Source organism: Phyllobacterium sp. T2-21 (assembly GCF_055378485.1).
Genome location: NZ_AP027912.1, coordinates 1,689,537 through 1,708,486 on the forward strand (window position 1 = coordinate 1,689,537; position 18,950 = coordinate 1,708,486).

The 18,950-nt window shown below is 61.7% G+C and carries 16 protein-coding genes; 10 read left to right on the top strand and 6 right to left on the bottom strand.

What is annotated here, in order from left to right:
- Positions 1-61: 61 nt before the first annotated feature.
- Positions 62-1,555, bottom strand: coding sequence for a MocR-like pyridoxine biosynthesis transcription factor PdxR (gene pdxR, locus ACZ5FP_RS08445; protein ID WP_464663017.1), 1,494 nt, complete (start codon positions 1,553-1,555; stop codon positions 62-64).
- A gap of 106 nt (positions 1,556-1,661) precedes the next feature.
- Here pdxR and ACZ5FP_RS08450 point away from each other — a divergent pair, with 106 nt between their 5' ends.
- Complete coding sequence (locus ACZ5FP_RS08450; RefSeq protein ID WP_464663018.1) at positions 1,662-2,879, top strand: MFS transporter; 1,218 nt, start codon at positions 1,662-1,664, stop codon at positions 2,877-2,879.
- Here the strand turns inward: ACZ5FP_RS08450 and ACZ5FP_RS08455 are convergent.
- Positions 2,807-4,015 (bottom strand): TIGR03862 family flavoprotein, encoded by a 1,209-nt coding sequence (locus ACZ5FP_RS08455; RefSeq protein ID WP_464663019.1) that lies wholly within the window; start codon positions 4,013-4,015, stop codon positions 2,807-2,809. The genes ACZ5FP_RS08450 and ACZ5FP_RS08455 overlap by 73 nt on opposite strands.
- Positions 4,016-4,246: 231 nt before the next feature.
- On the opposite strand from ACZ5FP_RS08455, the gene ACZ5FP_RS08460 reads away from it, so the two are divergent.
- Positions 4,247-4,456 carry a cold-shock protein gene (locus tag ACZ5FP_RS08460; protein WP_162700345.1) on the top strand — a complete coding sequence of 70 codons (210 nt, stop codon included), beginning with the start codon at positions 4,247-4,249 and terminating at the stop codon, positions 4,454-4,456.
- A 202-nt stretch (positions 4,457-4,658) separates the two neighbouring features.
- A complete protein-coding gene (locus tag ACZ5FP_RS08465; protein ID WP_464663020.1) occupies positions 4,659-6,614 on the top strand; it encodes an elongation factor G in 1,956 nt (651 codons plus the stop codon).
- A gap of 42 nt (positions 6,615-6,656) precedes the next feature.
- On the opposite strand, the gene ACZ5FP_RS08470 is transcribed toward ACZ5FP_RS08465, so the two are convergent.
- Together ACZ5FP_RS08470 and ACZ5FP_RS08475 are read right to left on the bottom strand one after the other, a co-directional pair.
- Positions 6,657-8,186, bottom strand: coding sequence for an ABC-F family ATP-binding cassette domain-containing protein (locus ACZ5FP_RS08470; RefSeq protein ID WP_464663021.1), 1,530 nt, complete (start codon positions 8,184-8,186; stop codon positions 6,657-6,659).
- A gap of 354 nt (positions 8,187-8,540) precedes the next feature.
- Positions 8,541-10,019, bottom strand: coding sequence for a DUF2778 domain-containing protein (locus ACZ5FP_RS08475; protein ID WP_464663022.1), 1,479 nt, complete (start codon positions 10,017-10,019; stop codon positions 8,541-8,543).
- A 339-nt stretch (positions 10,020-10,358) separates the two neighbouring features.
- On the opposite strand from ACZ5FP_RS08475, the gene ACZ5FP_RS08480 reads away from it, so the two are divergent.
- Positions 10,359-10,556 carry a DUF3311 domain-containing protein gene (locus ACZ5FP_RS08480; RefSeq protein WP_223611419.1) on the top strand — a complete coding sequence of 66 codons (198 nt, stop codon included), beginning with the start codon at positions 10,359-10,361 and terminating at the stop codon, positions 10,554-10,556.
- Positions 10,546-12,018, top strand: coding sequence for a monocarboxylate uptake permease MctP (gene mctP / locus ACZ5FP_RS08485; RefSeq protein ID WP_223611418.1), 1,473 nt, complete (start codon positions 10,546-10,548; stop codon positions 12,016-12,018). The genes ACZ5FP_RS08480 and mctP overlap by 11 nt, the downstream gene beginning before the upstream one ends.
- Positions 12,019-12,206: 188 nt before the next feature.
- On the opposite strand, the gene ACZ5FP_RS08490 is transcribed toward mctP, so the two are convergent.
- Positions 12,207-12,569 (bottom strand): hypothetical protein, encoded by a 363-nt coding sequence (locus tag ACZ5FP_RS08490; protein WP_105737238.1) that lies wholly within the window; start codon positions 12,567-12,569, stop codon positions 12,207-12,209.
- Positions 12,570-12,842: 273 nt separating this feature from the next.
- Here ACZ5FP_RS08490 and ACZ5FP_RS08495 point away from each other — a divergent pair, with 273 nt between their 5' ends.
- The 5 genes from ACZ5FP_RS08495 to ACZ5FP_RS08515 all read left to right on the top strand — a co-directional run bounded on the left by ACZ5FP_RS08495 (position 12,843) and on the right by ACZ5FP_RS08515 (position 18,270).
- Positions 12,843-14,378: a helicase HerA-like C-terminal domain-containing protein gene (locus tag ACZ5FP_RS08495; protein ID WP_464663023.1), complete on the top strand. Its 1,536-nt coding sequence runs from the start codon at positions 12,843-12,845 to the stop codon at positions 14,376-14,378.
- Positions 14,379-14,407: 29 nt separating this feature from the next.
- Positions 14,408-15,304 carry an alpha/beta hydrolase family protein gene (locus ACZ5FP_RS08500; RefSeq protein WP_464663024.1) on the top strand — a complete coding sequence of 299 codons (897 nt, stop codon included), beginning with the start codon at positions 14,408-14,410 and terminating at the stop codon, positions 15,302-15,304.
- Positions 15,305-15,535: 231 nt separating this feature from the next.
- Positions 15,536-16,243 (top strand): L,D-transpeptidase family protein, encoded by a 708-nt coding sequence (locus ACZ5FP_RS08505; protein ID WP_223611415.1) that lies wholly within the window; start codon positions 15,536-15,538, stop codon positions 16,241-16,243.
- Positions 16,244-16,626: 383 nt separating this feature from the next.
- Positions 16,627-17,505, top strand: coding sequence for a branched-chain amino acid aminotransferase (locus tag ACZ5FP_RS08510; RefSeq protein WP_223611414.1), 879 nt, complete (start codon positions 16,627-16,629; stop codon positions 17,503-17,505).
- Between the two features lie 165 nt (positions 17,506-17,670).
- Complete coding sequence (locus ACZ5FP_RS08515) at positions 17,671-18,270, top strand: superoxide dismutase (protein ID WP_105737248.1); 600 nt, start codon at positions 17,671-17,673, stop codon at positions 18,268-18,270.
- A gap of 214 nt (positions 18,271-18,484) precedes the next feature.
- Here the strand turns inward: ACZ5FP_RS08515 and ACZ5FP_RS08520 are convergent, their stop codons facing one another.
- Positions 18,485-18,928: a winged helix-turn-helix transcriptional regulator gene (locus tag ACZ5FP_RS08520; RefSeq protein ID WP_346307893.1), complete on the bottom strand. Its 444-nt coding sequence runs from the start codon at positions 18,926-18,928 to the stop codon at positions 18,485-18,487.
- Positions 18,929-18,950 lie beyond the last annotated feature (22 nt).

Consider the following 18,950-nt stretch of genomic DNA (forward strand, 5'->3'; position numbering starts at 1 on the left):
GCCCATTTTCAGGCTGCCATGCGGCGATTGCGCCGGCGCATGCGGATGAAGATGCTCGTGGTCAACAGATAGCCACCTCATCGAGGGCCGCCCGCAGGCGCGCCGTGGCAGGTTCCGCTTCACCGGATGTCAGCGCCGAAAAACCCAGGAGCAGCCCCTGGCGCGGCATTGCTGAGATATGCATGGGCGAAACCGGCATCACCTTGACCCCTCGAACGGCACAGGCCGCCGCAACTGCCTGGTCTGCCTGCCACGTTCCGGTGCTGCGGCCGACAAGATGAATGCCCTGGTGCGGGACCGCGACCGTCAAGTGATCGGCAACCTGCTCCTGCAGCAGAGTAACCAGCAGGTCGCGCGATTTGCGGTAGCTCTCCCGCAGCCGCCGCAGATGGCTGGAAAAATAGCCCTCCGCCAGGAAATCCGCCAGAACACTCTGCTGGAACGGGGGCGGGAAGCGGTCCAAAAACGGGCGTATGGCTGCAAACGCCGGCACGAGATCATGCGGCACAACGGCGTAGCCGACACGGAAACTTGGAAGAAGCGCTTTGCTGAACGTGCCGAGGTAGATGACACGTTCGTTTTCATCCAGCCCCTGGAGCGAAGCCAGAGGCCTGCCATCATAACGGAACTCGCTGTCGTAATCGTCCTCGATGATCCAGCTGTGGTTGTCGCGCGCCCAATTGAGCAGCGCGAGGCGGCGCGGCAGCGACATGGCTGCGCCTGCCGGGTATTGATGCGACGGCGTCACATAGATTGCACGCACCTGACCGGATAGCGGAGGCAGCAGCGCTGTCTGCAGGCCGTTTTCATCGACCTCTATGCCTGTAAGTTCCGCACCGTGCAGCGCGAATGCGTGGCGGGCGCCGGGATAGCAGGGGTCTTCCATCAAAATCCGGTCACCCGGCGTGACCAGGGTCCGGGCCACCAGATCGATGGCCTGTTGTGTGCCCGAGGTGATGAAGATCTGGCTGGCGTCGCAGCGGACGCTGCGTGAAGCGGTGAGGTAGGCCACGATGGCTTCACGCAGCTCTTCCTGGCCCTGCACATGGCGATAATGGTCGCGGCTGAAATTCAGATGACGGGCCGAAAGCTTGCGCAGCAGCGCGCTCGTCCGTTCGTCGTGCACCACGCGGCCGGTGACGAACGGCACCTGCGTGCTGGTATCGAAGCTGCCGGCACTGGCGAGGGCGCGGCGGGCGGCTGCGGAAATGGTGCGCTCCGCCGGTTTCTCCGTCTGGGGTGTTTTCGGCGTCTGCTGCCGGGCGGGAATGCTGGCCGCAACGAATGTGCCCGCACCGTGCACGCCGCGCGCATACCCCTCGGTGATGAGGATGTCATAGGCCTCCGCAACCACGCCGCGCGAAAGCCCCCATTCGATGCCGGCAAGGCGCGTCGACGGCAGACGCGAGGCGGGACGGATCTGGCCGGTCAGAATTGCCTTGCGCAGCGACAGGTAGAGTTGGCGCGCCACGGGTGAGGCCGCGTCCCTGTCAATGAACGGCTCGAACGAATGCACGGGGCTTTCACGCCGGCGCGTTTTGCGGGGAACGGGCATTTCCTCTCCCAAGTGGTCCACGCGGGCGGCGTGAAGTGGACCTGTATTTTATACAGTATTGCAGCTTTTATGAAGCCACTTATTCCTCCTCGTGCGAGTCAAGGCCATGCGCTTCACCACTGCGATTTTTCTGTTCCTCGGCACCTTGCTGACCTCCGCCGGTTATGGCGCCACCTTCCTGCTCAACGATTATTTCCACACGCTCGGCGGCAATGAAGTCGATACGGGCCTGGCGCTGGCGGCGGCCATGGCCGGTACCTTCGTCGGCGTGCCGCTTGTCGGCTGGTTTTCCGGCCGGGCCGGTGCGGCAAATCTGGCGGCCTGCGGCGCCTTGAGCGTCGCGGCGGGTTTTGTTCTCCTTGCGATGCTGACGTCCATCACGCCGCTGATCGCCGTTGGCGGGTTTCTCATTGGCCTCGGCTGGGGCACCTTCTATCTCGCGGCGCCCATGGCGGTCATTGAAAGAACGGATGATGCTGATCGTGCATTCTGGTTCACCCGGTTCGGCGCGTTCCAGATGGCTGGCATCGGCGGCAGTCCGATTCTGGCGGATTTTGCCATCCGCACGCTGCATTTTGCGACAGTCACGACGTTCCTGATTGTCGGCGGCATTGCTCTTGCTGCCGCAGTCCTGCTTGCGGCCTTCCAGCGGGTGGCTGTGGCATTGCATCCGGCCAGCGGTTCACGCCGGTGGCTGCGCGATTTTCCTGCCATCAGCCGCACGGCGGCGATCTATCCCATTGTCATGGTTGCCCTTGGCGCCTGCGTCTTCTCCGGCATCCTGACATTCCAGACCGCGCTGGTCGCCGGTACCGCTGCACGGGCAAGCACATTCTTTGCCATTTATGCGGTTACGGTTGTCCTGTCGCGCTGGCTGCTCGCACCGCTGGTCAACCGGGTACCCAAGGAAATCAGTGCGCAAGTCCTCCTGTTCATCATGGTTCTTGGCATCATTGCCATGTTTGCCGTTCCGGCGAGTGCCGTGTTTCACGTGCTGGCCGCGCTGCTGCTCGGGATCGGCTATGGGCTCGTCTACTCCATCATCCAGACGCAGGCGGTCAACGACTCGCCCGCCGACCGTCGCCCTGCCGCACTGACATGGTTCGTCCTGTCCTATTTTGTCGGGGTGTTCGGCTTCCCGTCGGTCGGCGGCTGGATGCTGGTCCATGCGGGCAAGAACGGGCTTTTGCTGTTGATCCTGGCGTGCGGCCTGGCAGAGCTCGCGCTTGCCGTATGGACCGGAAAGATTGCCTACCGGTTCAACCAGGCTTCCATGCCCCGCGCCGCGGCGCGACCGGTGGCAAAGCAGGCGGTCAGGAGGTAACCGCCGGTCGGTGCCTCCCAGTCCAGCATCTCCCCGGCGGCGAACACGCCCGGCAGCGCCTTCAGCATGTATCCGTCGTCGATGGCGTCCAGACAAATGCCGCCCGCCGAGGAAATGGCTTCGGCGATGGGGCGCGGGCGCAGGACCGCCAGCGGCGTGGCCTTGATCTGCCGCGCCAGCTTTTTGGGATCGGCGAGAGCCGCGGGAGGCGCGAACGCGCGCAGCAGGGCGATTTTCACGCCGTCGATGCCGGCGCCCTTGCGCAGGCGATTGGCGAAACTGGCCTTGCTGTCCTGCCGTGCCAGGTCCCTTGCCAGCCTTTCCACGCTCCGGCCCGGCGCAAGGTCGAGCGTAAGGGCGGCCCTGCCTTCGCGTTCGAGCCGATCGCGCAGACTGGCCGCATGGGTATAGACCAGACTGCCTTCGATCCCGTTCCGGGTGATGACGAACTCGCCGGGAAATGTACCGGCATCCGACGTCGCCGTGACGGATTTCACCGGCTGGCCGGCAAACCGCTGCGTGAACCCATCGTCCCAAGCGACGTCAAAACCGCAATTGGCCGGACGAAATGCGGCGATCTCAACACCTTTCCCGCTCAGCCAGGCCGTCCATGCGCCATCGGAACCGAGGCGGGGCCAGCTTGCACCGCCGAGTGCCAGCAGGGTGGCATCGCAATCGATGGTTTTGGGGCCTTCGGGCGTGTCGAAGGCGAAGCCGTTTTCGGCAAAGCCCGTCCAGCGATGCCGGGTCAGGATACGGACGCCGCGTGCCTCGAGCCGCCGCAGCCAGGCCCGCAGCAGCGGCGAGGCTTTCATCGCCGTCGGGAAAACCCGGCCGGATGATCCGGTGAATGTCTCCGTGCCGAGATCTGCCGCCCAGCGCCGCACATCGGCCGGTGTGAACCCGTCCAGTGCCGGGCGCAACCGTGCCGATGCGGCGCCGTAACGGGTGACGAAGCGGTCATAATCTTCCGAATGGGTGATGTTGAGGCCGGATTTTCCCGCCAGCAGGAATTTGCGGCTTACGGTTGGCATGGCGTCGTAGACGGTCACGGCGTGCCCGGTGCCGGACAGCATTTCCGCCGCCATGAGCCCGGCGGGACCGCCGCCGATAATCGCTATTTTCTTACCCTGCATATGTCTGTCCGACGCCCGAAACCCTGCGCCCACTCATGGCGCGGACGCGCCGCAAGTGCAAGGCCATCCGGCCGGAGAACCGGGCTCTGTCGCGCCATTGTAATAAAACAGTTGCAAGACACGTTAACACTTTCACGCATATGGGCTTTACGGCTTCTATAAAAAATCGCTACAAGGGTGCGTCGTGCGCTATGCGCGACACTCGATACATCTGCCCTACGGAGGTTCATTATGGCCACAGGCACAGTTAAATGGTTTAATTCTACAAAGGGCTTCGGCTTCATTCAGCCTGAAGATGGCGGTGCAGATGTATTCGTACACATCTCTGCAGTTGAACGCGCAGGTCTGCGTGATCTCAACGACGGCCAGAAAATCAATTACGAACTGGTGCGCGACAAGAAGTCGGGCAAAATGTCAGCGGATCAGCTGAGCGCCGCTTAAAGCGTCGCCAGCGGGACCGCCGTCATGGCGGTCCGCGATGACAGACCGGAATGAAACAGGTCGGACGAAAGTCCGGCCTGTTTTCGTTTGCATGGCTGGAAAAGCGCTGCCAAACCAAGAAAAACAACCGCACTCTGGCGCTTTTGGCCATGTTGAGGCATCCTGTCAGGCGAGACTATGATCGTAGCAGGGGAGGACGCGAATGCGCTGCTTTACGGTACTTGGGCCCTCGCAGACCGGAAAATCCACGCTCGTGGAAAAACTCGGCGCGCTGGAGGGCGCGCCAAAGAAGTCGGTCTCGCCCTACGGGCTTAATCTGACGGAATTCACCTTCGGAAACGAGGCATGGTGCGCGCTGGACACGCCGGGTGGCAATGAAGCCCTGGCCCACGCGCAGGATGCTTTGATTGCCAGCGATGCCTGTATCCTTTGCGTTTCGCCCGTGCCGGAAGAGGCGGTGCTCGCCGCCCCGTACCTCAGGGTCATCGAAGCGTCGGGAACGCCCTGCATCGTCTTTGTCAACCGCATCGACGAGCCAAGGGGGCGGATACGCGATGTCATTGCCGCGCTGCAGGGCTATTGCAGCCATTCCCTTGTCCTGCGGCAGATTCCGATCCGCGAAGGCGACAAGATTGTCGGCACCTGTGACCTGATCTCGGAACGGGCCTGGCGTTATCGCGAAGGCCAGACATCCGCCCTGATCGCCATACCGGAAGGCGAGCTTGAACGGGAACACGAGGCGCGCGCCGAGCTGCTTGAACATCTCTCAGAATTCGACGACTGGCTGCTGGAAGAGCTGATCGAAGACCGCGAGCCGCCCAGTGACGCCGTCTTTGCCATCTCGTCGCGCGTGTTGCGGGAGAACAAGATCATTCCGGTCCTGCTTGGCGCGGCCAGCCACAGCAACGGGATGCTGCGCCTGATGAAAGCCCTGCGCCATGAAGCGCCGCCGGTCGATGCCCTGCGCAAGCGCCTTGCCGCGGCCAACAGCACGCCGGAAAACGCACTGGCAGCCGTCAGTTTTCATGCCTATCACCGCCAGAACATCGGCAAGACCGTGCTGGTGCGTGCACTGAAGGATGGCCTCAAGCAAGGCGCGCTTCTGGGTGGCGGGCGTCTTGGCCCTGTGCAGGACCCTGGAACCGGGCGCCCCACGGCGTCGGGAACCGCAGCGCCGGGCGATGTGTTCAGCACCGTCAAGTCGGATCATCTGCCGGTGCCGTCCCTGCTGACAGTGGATGCAGCCATAGCGGCGCCGGAATGGACGACACCGCCCACACCCATGCTGGAGCGTATTCTCGTTCCCGAAAGCGAGCGGGACGAAACAAAGCTCTCCGAAACTTTGGCGAAACTGGTGGAAACGGACCGCGGGCTCAAGGTGGCGCAGGAAGAGGGCACCGGTGCCCAGCTTGTCAGCGTGCAGGGGCCGGTGCATCTGCGCGACCTGTGCAAAACCCTGGCGGAGGTCTTCCACGTCAATGTCACCGACCGCATGCCAAGTCCGGTCTATCGGGAGACGATCTCCAAACCCGCCGATGTTCACTACCGCCACCGCAAGCAGACCGGCGGCGCCGGCCAGTTTGCCGACGTGAAACTGAGCGTGCATCCCAACGGGCGCGGCGAGGGCTTTTCCTTTGGCGAAACGGTGAAGGGCGGGGCGGTGCCGCGCAACTACATCCCCGCAGTGGAAGCGGGCTCGCGCGAAGCGATGGAGCGGGGCCCGCTCGGCCTTCCCGTCATCGATGTCGGCGTGATGCTGACCGATGGGCAGCATCATTCGGTCGACAGTTCGGAATTTGCCTTCCGCGCTGCGGCAAAAATGGGTGTCCGGCAGGCGTTGTCGGAAGCCTCGGCCGTGCTCATGCAGCCGGTCTTCCGCATCGAAATTCACATACCATCGGTCTATTCAGGCAATCTCGTGCCTATTGTATCCGCCTTCAAGGGACAGGTTCTGGGCTTCGACCGGGATGACAACACCAAGGGCTGGGACGTTTTCCGCGCGATGATCCCCGGCAGTTCGCTGGATGAACTGGGGCGGGCCTTGCGCTCCGCCACGCAGGGCATCGGCAGCTTTTCCAAGGCCTTCGATCATTTCGAGGAGCTCTACGGCAAGGAGGCCGACGCCATCGTCACGGCGCAGGCCGCGCACGCCCATTGAACCGGCACCGGGCCGCCTCGGCGAGACGGCCCGGTACCCCTTTCAGGATGGGGTGCCGCTGACGGAAGCAAAGAACGCTTCGGGGCTTTCCACCTCGACAAGGCGCCGTTTCTCGATCAGCCAGAACCGGTTGCCGACCGCCCGGACAAAGCTGCGGTCATGCGAGACCAGCAGGCAGCTGGCCTCATGCGCCATCAGTTCGGATTCCAGCGCTTCCTGCCCGTCAATATCCAGATGGTTGGTCGGTTCATCCAGCAGAAAGAAGTTCGGATTGGCCAGCCGCAGCACCAGCATGCCCAGCCGCGCCTTCTGCCCGCCCGACAGCACGCTGTTGGGCTTGTTCTGGATATCGATGCCAAGTCCGGCCCCGGCCAGAAGGGTGCGCGTGCGCTGGTCGCCGATATCGAACCGCCGGCTGATCGTGTCGAACGGCGTGTCGCGGTCCGGCAGGTCGGCCAGCGCCTGGTCGCCATAGCCAAGCACCAGCGAGGGTGTCGCCTTGACGGTGTCCGGCGAGCTCAGCGGATCGGTGATGGCACGCCGGATCATGCCGACGAGACGTGACTTGCCGGTGCCGTTGGCACCCAGAAGCACGATCCGGTCGCCCTGGCATATCCATTTCCTGCCGGTTTTGAACAGCGGCGTACCATCCGGCGTCTCGACGGACGCATCGTCGAGCGTCACCAGCACCTTGGCGTGCGTGCCGCTGTTGGCAAGCCGGATCGCCCCGGCTGACCGTTCCTGATGGGCGGGCCGCGCGGCATCCTCCAGCTTTTCCGCCCGCTGCTTCAGCTGTTTCGTCTTCACAACCAAGAGGTCGCTGCCGGAATTGATGCCGATATTGTTGAGCTTGGCCGCCTGCTGGCGCAGTTGCTGCGCCACCTTCATATCGCGCTCGTAGCGCCGCGCTTCCGCCGCGTCGATCTCGTCAAGCGCTACCCGGGCCCGCGTGTAGGGCAGGGCGAAGGCATGCGAATTCTCCGGCCGCAGGAACAGGGTCCTGTTGGTCGTCGCATCGAGAAAGGCCCGGTCGTGGCTGCAGATCACCACCGGCACATCGCGGGGAAGACTGTTCAGCCAGTCTTCCAGCTGCGCGATCTTGGTAAGGTCGAGATGGTTGGTCGGCTCGTCCAGCAGCAACACATCGGGGTCGGTCACCCAGACGCGGGCAATCAGCGCAAGCCGCTGCCAGCCGCCGCTGAGCTGGCTGACGGTGCGCTCGCGCAAGACATCCGGCACGTCGAGCGAGGCAAGCACGACATCGACGCGCCAGCTTTCGGTCTCCTGCTGTTCGGCGGACAAGGCCTGCAGGACCATGTCGTAGAAGGTGGTGCTAAGAAGAGCGTCCGGTACTGCCTGCTCGACATAACCGATACGCAGGCCGCGCGTGCGGGTGATGTCGCCGGTGGTGGAATCGAGCGTTCCCGCGAGACAGTGCAGCAGGGTGGACTTGCCGCGGCCATTGGCGGCAACGATGCCGAGCCGGTCACCCGCGCCCACGACAAAACTCAGGTTGGTGAAAAGCGGGGCCCCAAGAGTGACGCCGAGGTTTCTTACATTGATCAGTGCCATTTTATTCTCTGGTCTGCCGGGCCATGTGCTGCGACGCAGTTCTCTTCTGCTGTCGTCGGGTGCACGAAACGGTGAGGTAACCGTGTTGGCTCGGTGGGTTGTGAAGAGACGCAAGGCCGCTCAAAAAGCGAGCAGACGCTGCGTGACCACGAAGGGCAGACCTGGAATGTATGGAAAGCTGTTTCCGGTCAGCCCTGCAAACGTATCTGCAGGGCGTTGACGGGGCCACGCTGGCGATGATGCCGGAAGAACGTATTCATGCGCAGCCCTCCTTTCCTGAATTGAGCTGCGTGCTCAATAACACCAGTCGTAATAAATGTCTATTGCCTTGGCATAAAACACTAGAGCCAGACCTTAGCGCGTGGCCATGCGTGAGAACGACGACATGCGTTCCACCACGACGAGACGCGAGACTTCACCGCGCTGGAACGCTTTGAGGAAGCGGCGATAATCCTTGAAAACCACGCATCCGTTCGAATCGCCGCGCGGTCCCAGCATGTAGGTATGGGCGAGCAGGCCGTTGCGGCCGAAGGCATTGCGGCCGTCGACCGGTGTCAGGCGGATCGCCGCGACGCCGTGGAAAAGCTGTTCGCGCATGGTCAGATTATAGGTATGCGGTGGCGTCGGCCCGCGGTTCGACTCGCGCGTATAGCGGGGATTGTCCAGCATGTGACCCATGCCCGAATGCGCTTCAAGCCGTTCGCCATTGGGCAGGTAAACCGTGCGCGCCGAGATGTCATAGACAGCGACACCGTTTCGCGAACCGCCGAATAGCGATCCGAACAGGCTTTTCGATCGGGGCATGGCTTCGATGGCTGCATCATCCGGGCGGATGGAAGCCATCTTCACCTCAGGCCGCTGTTTTGCCGGGGCGGTGGGGGCTGCAGGAGCGGTCCCGGCAGCCAGTTTCGGCCGCTTCGAAGGGAGCGGAACGTCAACCGTGTCCTGCGTATCATCGGAAGAGGCCGCATCGTCCGGCGCCACGCTGGCGGTCTTTCTGTCCGGCGCATCTTCCGGCACGGGCACGGCCACTTCAAGGTCCGGCGCGAGCGGCCCCATCATCGGGTTGCTCTCGGTTGCAGAGGGTGCGTAGCTGGCGAGGATCGGTATTTCCGGTTCGTGGCGGCGCTTGTCCACGAGATCAGGCTGGGCGCTGAATGGATTGTCCGATGCCGTGGCCAGGGCCGCGCCCGCCGCGGCGATCTCCAGTTTTTCCCGGTCGGGGGCGTTGGCGGGCAGCGGTATGGAACCAACTGGCCTGCTGTCGAGCGCCGGCGCGGATCTGCTATTTGCTGCCAGCGCCAGGGCGCTGTTGACCATTGCGGCGCGGATTGCGTTCTGCACCTCGGCGTCGACCGGTCCGGATGGCGTGTTGAGAAGCGCGGTGACGTCGGATTCAGACAATGGCGATGTCTCAAGCATCACCAGCGCGGATGCGGGCTCGGCGAAGGCATCGTTATGGCTGACCACGACGCGGTCCGCTGTATTGGCGTTTTTGGCGTCCGTCGGTGCGCCGTGGGGAATGCGATGCCGCAATTCGGGATTGAGTGCTGCGAGTGCGGCGCTGCTTGGCCTGCGGACCTTCTGATTGTTCGGGTCGACAAGCGCGATGCTGTCGAGCGCATGGGAGCCATGGTGCAGCACCGCCGGGCTTGAGCCCAAGGAGGCCACCATTTTCTGCGTCGTGCTCACGGTTGCCAGAACCCACACGGTGGCGGCAATGCCGACGCCGATGGCCAGCGCGCTGACTAGCGCGCCGCGCGGTTTGCCCACGCGAAAGGCCGAAGGGTTAAAGGAACCAGCCTGCCTGAATGTATCGGTCGCGAACGCCATCGTACTCTTTTTCCAAACGCTTACTCAAACCTGCGACTGCCCCGAAGGGGTCCGCCACGGCCAATACCAACCATCAGGCACGGAACACGCGTGTCTGGCGTCAATTGCCGACTGCCTGGGAGCATGAAGAATCTTGGTTACTAATTTCTTTATGTATCGGGGTCTTGTTGATCACGAATTGCCACAGTGCCGAAAAGAACATTGTTGATAATGCGCGTTTGGAACCATATCCGCGCGCTGCCCGCATCGATCGCGTCTTGCGCAAATGATGGCGGAGCCTATTAATGAAACCCTCGGGTTTCATCTTTCCTCAAAAGTTAATTTCGAGAGGACATATCCATGGAAAACGGTTCAAAAAAGGCCATATTATGGCTACTTGCGATTCCCTACATCGGACTTCTCTGGGTTCCCTTCTATAATTCCCGCGAACCGGAACTGCTCGGCTTCCCCTTTTTCTACTGGTATCAGCTGGCTTTTGTGCCGTTGACGGCTTTCGTGACGTGGATCGTCTACCGGAGTGTGCGCTATGACGACTAATCTTGATCCGGTTGCCGTTTCGGTTTTTGTCTTCTTTTTCGCCCTTGTCACGGTGCTCGGGTTCATTGCTTCCCGCTGGCGGGCGCCCAAGACCATGGCGCATATCGATGAATGGGGCCTGGGCGGTCGCAATTTCGGCACTTGGATCACCTGGTTTCTCGTCGGCGGCGATTTCTACACCGCCTATACGGTGATCGCGGTTCCGGCGCTGGTCTATGCGGTCGGCGCCTATGGCTTCTTTGCGCTGCCCTACACGATCATCGTCTATCCCTTCGTCTTCATGGTCATGCCGCTCCTGTGGAAACGGGCCAAGGACAATGGCTACGTGACTGCCGGCGACGTGGTATTCGGACAGTACGGCTCGCGCGGGCTGGAGCTGGCGGTGGCGCTCACCGGCGTCATCGCAACCATGCCCTATATCGCGCTGCAGCTGGTCGGCATGGCTGCCGTGCTGCAGGCTCTGGGCTTGACCGGCGAGCTGCCGCTGGCGGTCGCCTTCGTCATCTTGGCGCTTTACACCTATTCGGCGGGCCTGCGCGCGCCCGCGCTGATCGCCTTCGTCAAGGACATCATGATCTACATCGCGGTGATCGCCGCGGTGGCGCTGATCCCGTCGAAACTCGGCGGCTATGCCAATGTATTCGCCTCGGCGGATGCCGCCTTCAAGGCCAAGGGCTCCGGCAATCTGCTGCTCGGTGGCAACCAGTATGTGGCTTATGCGACGCTGGCGCTCGGTTCGGCGCTGGCAGCCTTCATGTATCCGCATACGCTGACCGGCATCTTCGCGTCGAACAGCGGCAACACCATCCGCAAGAATGCGGTGATGCTGCCGGCCTATACGCTGCTCCTCGGTCTGCTTGCCCTGCTGGGCTATATGGGCCACGCCGCCCATCTCAATGTCTCCAGCCCGAACCAGGTGGTTCCGGCGCTGTTCCAGACCCTGTTCCCCAGCTGGTTCGCCGGTTTTGCCTTCGCCGCCATTGCCATCGGCGCGCTGGTTCCCGCCGCCGTCATGAGCATCGGCGCCTCCAACCTCTTCACCCGCAATTTCTGGAAGGCCTATGTCAATCCTCAGGTGACGGATGCGGGGGAGGCGAAGGTCGCCAAGGTGACGTCGCTGATCATCAAGATCGGCGCGCTGCTGGTCATTGCCTTCCTGCCGACGCAGTTTGCATTGGACCTGCAGCTGCTCGGCGGCATCTGGATCCTGCAGACATTGCCGGCGCTGGTGTTCGGGCTCTACTCGAACTGGTTCCGCGCACCGGGCCTGCTGGCCGGATGGCTTGTCGGCTTCTGCGGCGGCACATATCTGGTGTGGATCAACGGCCTGAAACCGCTGCAGGCCATCAGCCTCGGCGGCGCACCGTTCACGGTCTATATCGGGCTGCTGGCGCTGGCTGCCAATGTTGTCGTGGCGGTGCTGGTCAATCTCGTCACGGTCCCGGCACGCAAGCCTGCGTGAGGTAACGAGCAGAAATATGCGGTGCGTGGTTCGACAAGCTCACCATGAGGGAAGCTTGTGGGCTGCAATCAAACCACCTCCCTCATGGTGAGCTTGTCGAACCACGCACCGAGGGAATGGCCAAACGAAAACGCGCGCCTCCTGGCGCGCGTTTGACATGCTGGTTGTGAGCGGCCGCGCCGTGCGTCTCAGACGAACTGGCTGAGGCCCGGGATCGAATTGACGACTTCGTCCACCACGTCGCTGCCAGCCTTTTCACGGGCAAAGGCAATGGTTTCCTTGGAAATGCCGGAGATTTCGCTCATGCCGAGGCCAGCGCCCATCAGCTTGGAGCCGAGGCCCATGACGCCGGGCATCAGGCCGGACAGGAAGCCGCCGCCGGAATTGGCATCGGCAATGGCCGCATCCGCGCCGGGGATGCTGCTGATCAGGTCGGTTGCCTTGGCCGGGCCTTCCTTCTGCAGGAAAGCAAGGATGAGGCCGACGGCCTTCTTTGCGGTTTCCGGATCGGTGCCGACATTGGCGGTAATACGCGCGATAAGTTCGTCCATGAGCCTAATCTCCCGTCTGTCATGAATTACGTTTACGTAATATGCGGATATCATCCGCCTTGCAAGCCACTGCGTCAATCTGGATCAGCCGGCATGACATTCTTCAGGCGGCGTCGCTCCCGTTGTGGCACGGGAAGATGACACAAAAACGTCAGCAATTTCAGCGCCGCCTTGCAATCTTATGCATGAGTCCCGGCCGCAAGGCATTGTCCCCCGGGCATCCGGCCTTTATATCGGATGGCAGAAACACCACAGTGAAGAGGATCACCCCCCATGGCCGCTGACGACAGTATCTTCCTTGGTGCGAGCCGCAAACCGGATGACAGCTATCAGCAGGCCGAAGCGCTGCTGCTGAAATACGGCAACCGCCACGGCCTGATCACCGGCGCGACAGGGACGGGCAAGACCGTCTCGCTTCAGGTTCTGGCGGAAGGGTTTTCGCGTGCGGGCGTTCCGGTCTTCTGTGCCGACATCAAGGGCGATCTGTCGGGGATCGGCGCGAAGGGCGAGGAAAAGGATTTTCTCGTCAAGCGGGCGGCGGAGGTCAGGCTCGATCCCTATGCGCTCGAGGCGTCGCCGGTCATTTTCTGGGATATTTTCGGCGAACAGGGCCATCCGATCCGCGCCACCATTTCCGAAATGGGGCCGCTGCTGCTGTCGCGCCTGATGAACCTCACCGAAGCGCAGGAAGGCGTGATGAACATCGCCTTCAAGATCGCCGACGAAGAGGGGCTGCTGCTGCTCGACATGAAGGACCTGCAGGCTCTGCTGGTCAATATCGCCGAGCGTGCCGAGGAAATTTCCGCGCGCTACGGCAATGTCACGAAACCGTCCGTCGGCGCCATCCAGCGTTCCCTCCTGGTGCTTGAGCAGCAGGGTGGCACGAAATTCTTTGGCGAACCGGCCCTGCGCATCGCCGATATCATGCGCACGAGCACCAATGGCTGCGGCGTGGTCAGCGTGCTGGCCGCCGACAAGCTGATGATGAATCCGCGGCTTTATTCCACTTTCCTGCTCTGGCTCCTGTCGGAACTGTTCGAGGAACTGCCTGAAATCGGCGATCCGGAAAAGCCGCGCCTCGTCTTCTTCTTCGATGAAGCGCATCTTCTGTTCAACGAGGCCCCGAAAGCCCTGCTCAACCGGGTGGAGCAGGTGGTGCGCCTCATCCGCTCCAAAGGGGTCGGGGTCTACTTCATCTCGCAGAACCCGCTGGATGTGCCGGAAACCGTGCTGGCCCAGCTCGGCAACCGCGTCCAGCATGCGTTGCGCGCCTATACGCCGCGCGAGCAGAATGCGGTGAAGACGGCGGCCGATACCTTCCGCCCCAATCCGGATTTCAATACCTTCGCGGCGATCACCAACCTGTCCACCGGCGAAGCGCTGGTGTCGACCCTGGCGGAAAAAGGCGTGCCGTCCGTCGTGCAGCGCACGCTGATCCGCCCGCCCGCGGGACGCATCGGCCCGTTGACCGTTGACGAGCGGCAGAAACTGATCAATGCCAGCCCGGTCGCCGGCCAGTATGACCAGATGATCGATCGCGAATCCGCCTATGAGGTCCTGCAGAAAAAGGCGGCGCAGGGACAGGCGGAAGCTGCAGCCACGAAGGAACAGGAAGCCGACAGCACCAGCGGCTGGCGCCTGCCGGATATTCTGGGCGGCGGCAGCAGCGCGCCGGGCCCGCGCGGCGGCCAGCCCCGTGCCCGCCAGACAGTGGCGGAAGCGGCGATGAAATCGGTGGTCCGTTCGGTGGGCAGCTCGCTCGGACGCGCGCTGGTGCGCGGCATCCTGGGAAGCCTGAGCAAGCGCTAGGACTACGATAGCGGACAAGGCGGGCGCCGATGAACAGCACAGGCCAATCTTTCGCTCCGCCGCGCCCCCTGTTGCGATTGATCGCCGTCGTTCTCACCGCCATGCTGGCCACGGCAGGAACCGCCCTTGCCAGGGACAGCGAAGCGGTGATCGGCGGGGTGCCGGTCCATGTGTGGGAACCCGACCAGCGGACGATTGCCCGCCAGCCGGTCATTTTCTTCTCGCATGGGTTCCACGGCTGTTCGACCCAATCGAAATTCCTGATGCGGGCCTTTGCCAAGGCGGGCTACATCGTCTTCGCGCCCAATCATCACGACGCCACCTGCAACAATGGCGACCAGAGCATTCTCGACAAGCCGCAGGTTTCCCTGCGCAAACCGCTGCGCTGGACGGAAGCCACGTTCAGGAACCGCGCCGATGATTTCAGCAAGGTGATTGCCGCCCTGAAGCGCGACCGGCAGTGGAACAGCCGGATCAACTGGAACGAGATGGGGCTCGCGGGGCATTCCCTCGGCGGCTATACCGTGCTGGGCATGAGCGGCGCCTGGCCCGGCTGGCGCATCGGCGGCGTCAAGGCAACGCTTGCCCTGTCCCCCTATGTCGGTCCCTATCTGCACCGGGATGCGCTGCGGCATCTCGAAGCTCCGGTCATGTACCAGGGCGGCACGCGCGATATTTTTGTGACCCCGAAAGTGAGGCGGCCGGGCGGCGGCTACGACCTGTCGAAAGGCCCGAAATATTACGTGGAATTCCTGGGGGCAGGTCATCTGACGTGGACCGATCTCGGCCTGTTCACCCGCACGCGCATCAGCGAAGCCAGTGTCGCCTTCATGGATCGCTATGTCAGAGGCAAGACCGGCGCTGCACCGCTCAGCAACCTTGCCGGGCGGTTCGGCGTGTCGGATTTTCGCTATGAACCCCGGTGATTCGGCGATTGGAATACGGGTTTCGCGGTCTCACGAATTGTTTATCGCCCGGTGAACGGTGCAGGCATCCTTCAGGCAGCCTTTCTGTTGCGGGAGGGCAACAGTCCGCCACCCGCCTTGTTTGCGCCATATTGCCAACGGTCCGTTGCCATATTTTATGTGCGTTTAGAGCTGGTAAACCCGATCCATGCTATCTCACACTCCATCTCCCACCGCTAAATTGGTTCAATGATGCAAAACATGATTTCCCGCCGCGGTTTCCTGACTGCATTGACCGCAACAGCGGCCGTCGGCCTCGCCGGATGCGCCGCAATCCCGGATATGCCGGTTATCAAGGTTGACGACAATGGCCAGCCGCTCGCACCGCAGGCGGATGTCGATCCGGCCTTTGGCTCCTACGAAGCCATGTATGCGGCGCGCGAGGATGACGGCTATCAGCTGCCCGCCATTCCGATCAAGAGGATGAACAAGCGCTATCTGCGTCAGGTCGTGCAGGACCCGACCGGCGAACAGCCCGGCACCATCGTTGTCGATACCCAGAACAAGTTCCTCTATCTGGTGCGCGAAGGCGGTCAGGCGATCCGCTACGGCGTCGGCATCGGCCGCGAAGGCTTTGCCTGGTCCGGACGCGCGGTCATCCAGTGGAAGCGCCACTGGCCAACCTGGACTCCGCCGGATGAGATGGTTGCCCGCCAGCCGGAGCTGGTGCAGTACAGCGCCCGCAATGGCGGCATGCAGCCCGGCCTGACCAATCCGCTGGGCGCCCGCGCCCTCTACATCTTCCAGAATGGCCAGGACACGCTCTATCGCCTGCACGGCTCGCCGGAATGGTGGTCCATCGGCAAGGCGGTTTCGTCGGGCTGCGTGCGCCTGATCAACCAGGACATTATCGATCTCTATGATCGCGTGCCGAACAAGACGCCGATCCTGGTGATGTAATCTGCCGCCTTTATCCACATGAAAGGCCGGTGACCTGGGGTTGCCGGCCTTTTTCTTTGAGCCAAAAGAAGAGCAGACCCGGCAAGGGGTCCGCCAAGAAGCCGTATCCTGAGGGGAGCGGGGGGAAATGATACGGTGCGTTTTCTCACAACATTTGAAGTCCGGAACTGACAAACGGCTCAATGCTGCCGTGTCATAGTGGACCGGCGATATTCCGATGCGCAATTCATCAAAAGTATGAGAAGCCGTGGTTTGACGCGGAAAAGTGCTGGTTATGGCGGTCCGTTTGTCGCAATTTGCCTTCCGCAGCGTCTGAACCATTGACCTTGCGGTCGAATAACCCTTCGATAGGGCGACCTATTCTCAGCGACGGAATCACTCTCATGGCAGTCAATACAGCAGCGCAATCAACCACCTGGACCTATGTCGACGGTGACTGGCACGAGGGCAACGTGCCTCTGATCGGGCCGCGCAGCCACGCCATGTGGCTGGGTTCGACGGTTTTTGACGGCGGACGCTGGTTCGAGGGCGTCTCGCCCGATCTTGACCGCCATTGCGCCCGGGTGAATGCCTCCGCCGCCGCGCTTGGTCTCCAGCCGACCATGAGCGCTGAAGACATTGCCGGTCTTGCCCGCGACGGGCTGAAAAAATTCGATGGCCGGATCGCCGTCTATATCCGGCCGATGTACTGGGCCGAGCATGGCGGCTATATGGGTGTGCCCGCCGATCCCGCTTCAACCCGCTTCTGTCTCAGCCTGTACGAATCGCCGATGCAGGAGCCCACGGGTTTTTCCGTCACCGTTTCGCCCTTCCGCCGTCCGAGCTTCGAGACGATGCCGACCAATGCCAAGGCCGGTTGCCTCTATCCCAACAATGGCCGCGCCATTCTCGAGGCCAAATCCCGCGGTTTCGACAATGCGCTGGTGCTTGATATGCTGGGCAATGTCGCTGAAACCGGCAGCTCGAACATTTTCATGGTCAAGGACGGGCACATTTTCACGCCCGCGCCCAATGGCACGTTCCTGTCCGGCATCACCCGCGCCCGCACGATCGACGTGCTGGCCGATTACGGTTTCCGCACGACGCAGGCGACCTTGACGGTGCAGGATTTCCTCAACGCCGACGAGATTTTCTCCACGGGGAACCATTCGAAGGTCGTGCCCGTTACCCGTATTGAAGGCCGCGACCTTCAGCCGGGTCCGATCACCAAGAAGGCGAGGGAGCTCTATTGGGAGTTCGCCCACTCCACGCCGAAAATTTAACGCCGAAACCGGATCAAACCGAAATATTGATCCGTTCCGCATTGCCCCCGGGGAAATACGGACCTATGTAACAAGCGCAGGTTTTGTCAGGATTGGCCATCACCCCGCAACGGGGAACATCCGGTGCCAATCCCGATCACAGATTGAATCGAAGAGGAGACTTCCATGGCTTTCGAACTGCCCGCACTGCCGTATGATTACGACGCGCTCGCCCCCTTCATGTCGCGCGAGACGTTGGAATATCATCATGACAAGCACCACAAGGCTTATGTTGACAACGGCAACAAACTGGCTGCCGAAGCCGGTCTTGAAAATCTCTCGCTTGAAGAGATCGTCAAGCAGTCCTATGGCAAGAATGCCGGCCTTTTCAACAATGCCGGCCAGCATTACAACCACCTGCATTTCTGGCATTGGCTGAAGAAGAACGGCGGCGGCAAGAAGCTTCCGGGCGCTCTGGAAAAGGCCATTGACTCGGATCTCGGCGGCTACGACAAGTTCCGCACCGATTTCATCGCTGCCGGCACCACACAGTTCGGCTCCGGCTGGGCATGGCTCTCCGTCAAGAACGGCAAGCTTGAAATCTCCAAGACACCAAACGGCGAAAACCCGCTGGTTCATGGCGCAACGCCGATCCTCGGCGTCGACGTATGGGAACACTCCTATTACATCGACTACCGCAATGCCCGTCCAAAATATCTCGAAGCTTTCGTCGACAGTCTCATCAACTGGGATTACGTCCTCGAACTCTACGAAAAAGCCAAATAAGCTTTTTCCCGAGTGATATCGATGGAAAGGCCCCGTCAAGGATGGGGCCTTTTTCTATTGTCCGCCCGGAGCCAGCGTCCCACTGGCACCATCACAGAATACGGATAATCGGATCATCGTCAAGTCTTATTGCAAATGATTTTCATTTGCATTTTACGCGATGACCATGCCAGACACCGCGGAGCGATGTCAGGCAGGGCGAGGGCAGGGAAATCTAGTTCCCGACAACCACCGTATCGTCAGGCCCGAGCAGGCGCCCGTCATCGGAGCGCAGCTCCAGCCGCCGCACCGGTTTACCCGTTTCGCGGTCGACCAGTTGAACTTTCGCCTGATAGCTGTCGGAGTAGTATTCTTCGCCCCATTGCCGCAGGGCGACAAGCAGCGGGAAGAGATCGCGGCCTTTTTCGGTCAGCACATATTCATTGTAGGCGCTGCCATCGGCGCAGGGCGCGATGGTGAAAATGTCATGGGCAACGAGATTGCGCAGCCGCGTCGACAAAATATTCTTGGCCAGGCCAAGACTTCTCTGAAATTCCCCAAAACGCCGCGATCCCTCAAACGCGTCGCGTATTATCAGCAGTGACCACCAGTCTCCGATCGCATCCAGTGGCCTTGCCACCGGGCACGGATCATCCTTGTGGCTCGTTCGCTTGACCATTGTAGTCCCCCTTTTTTTGGTC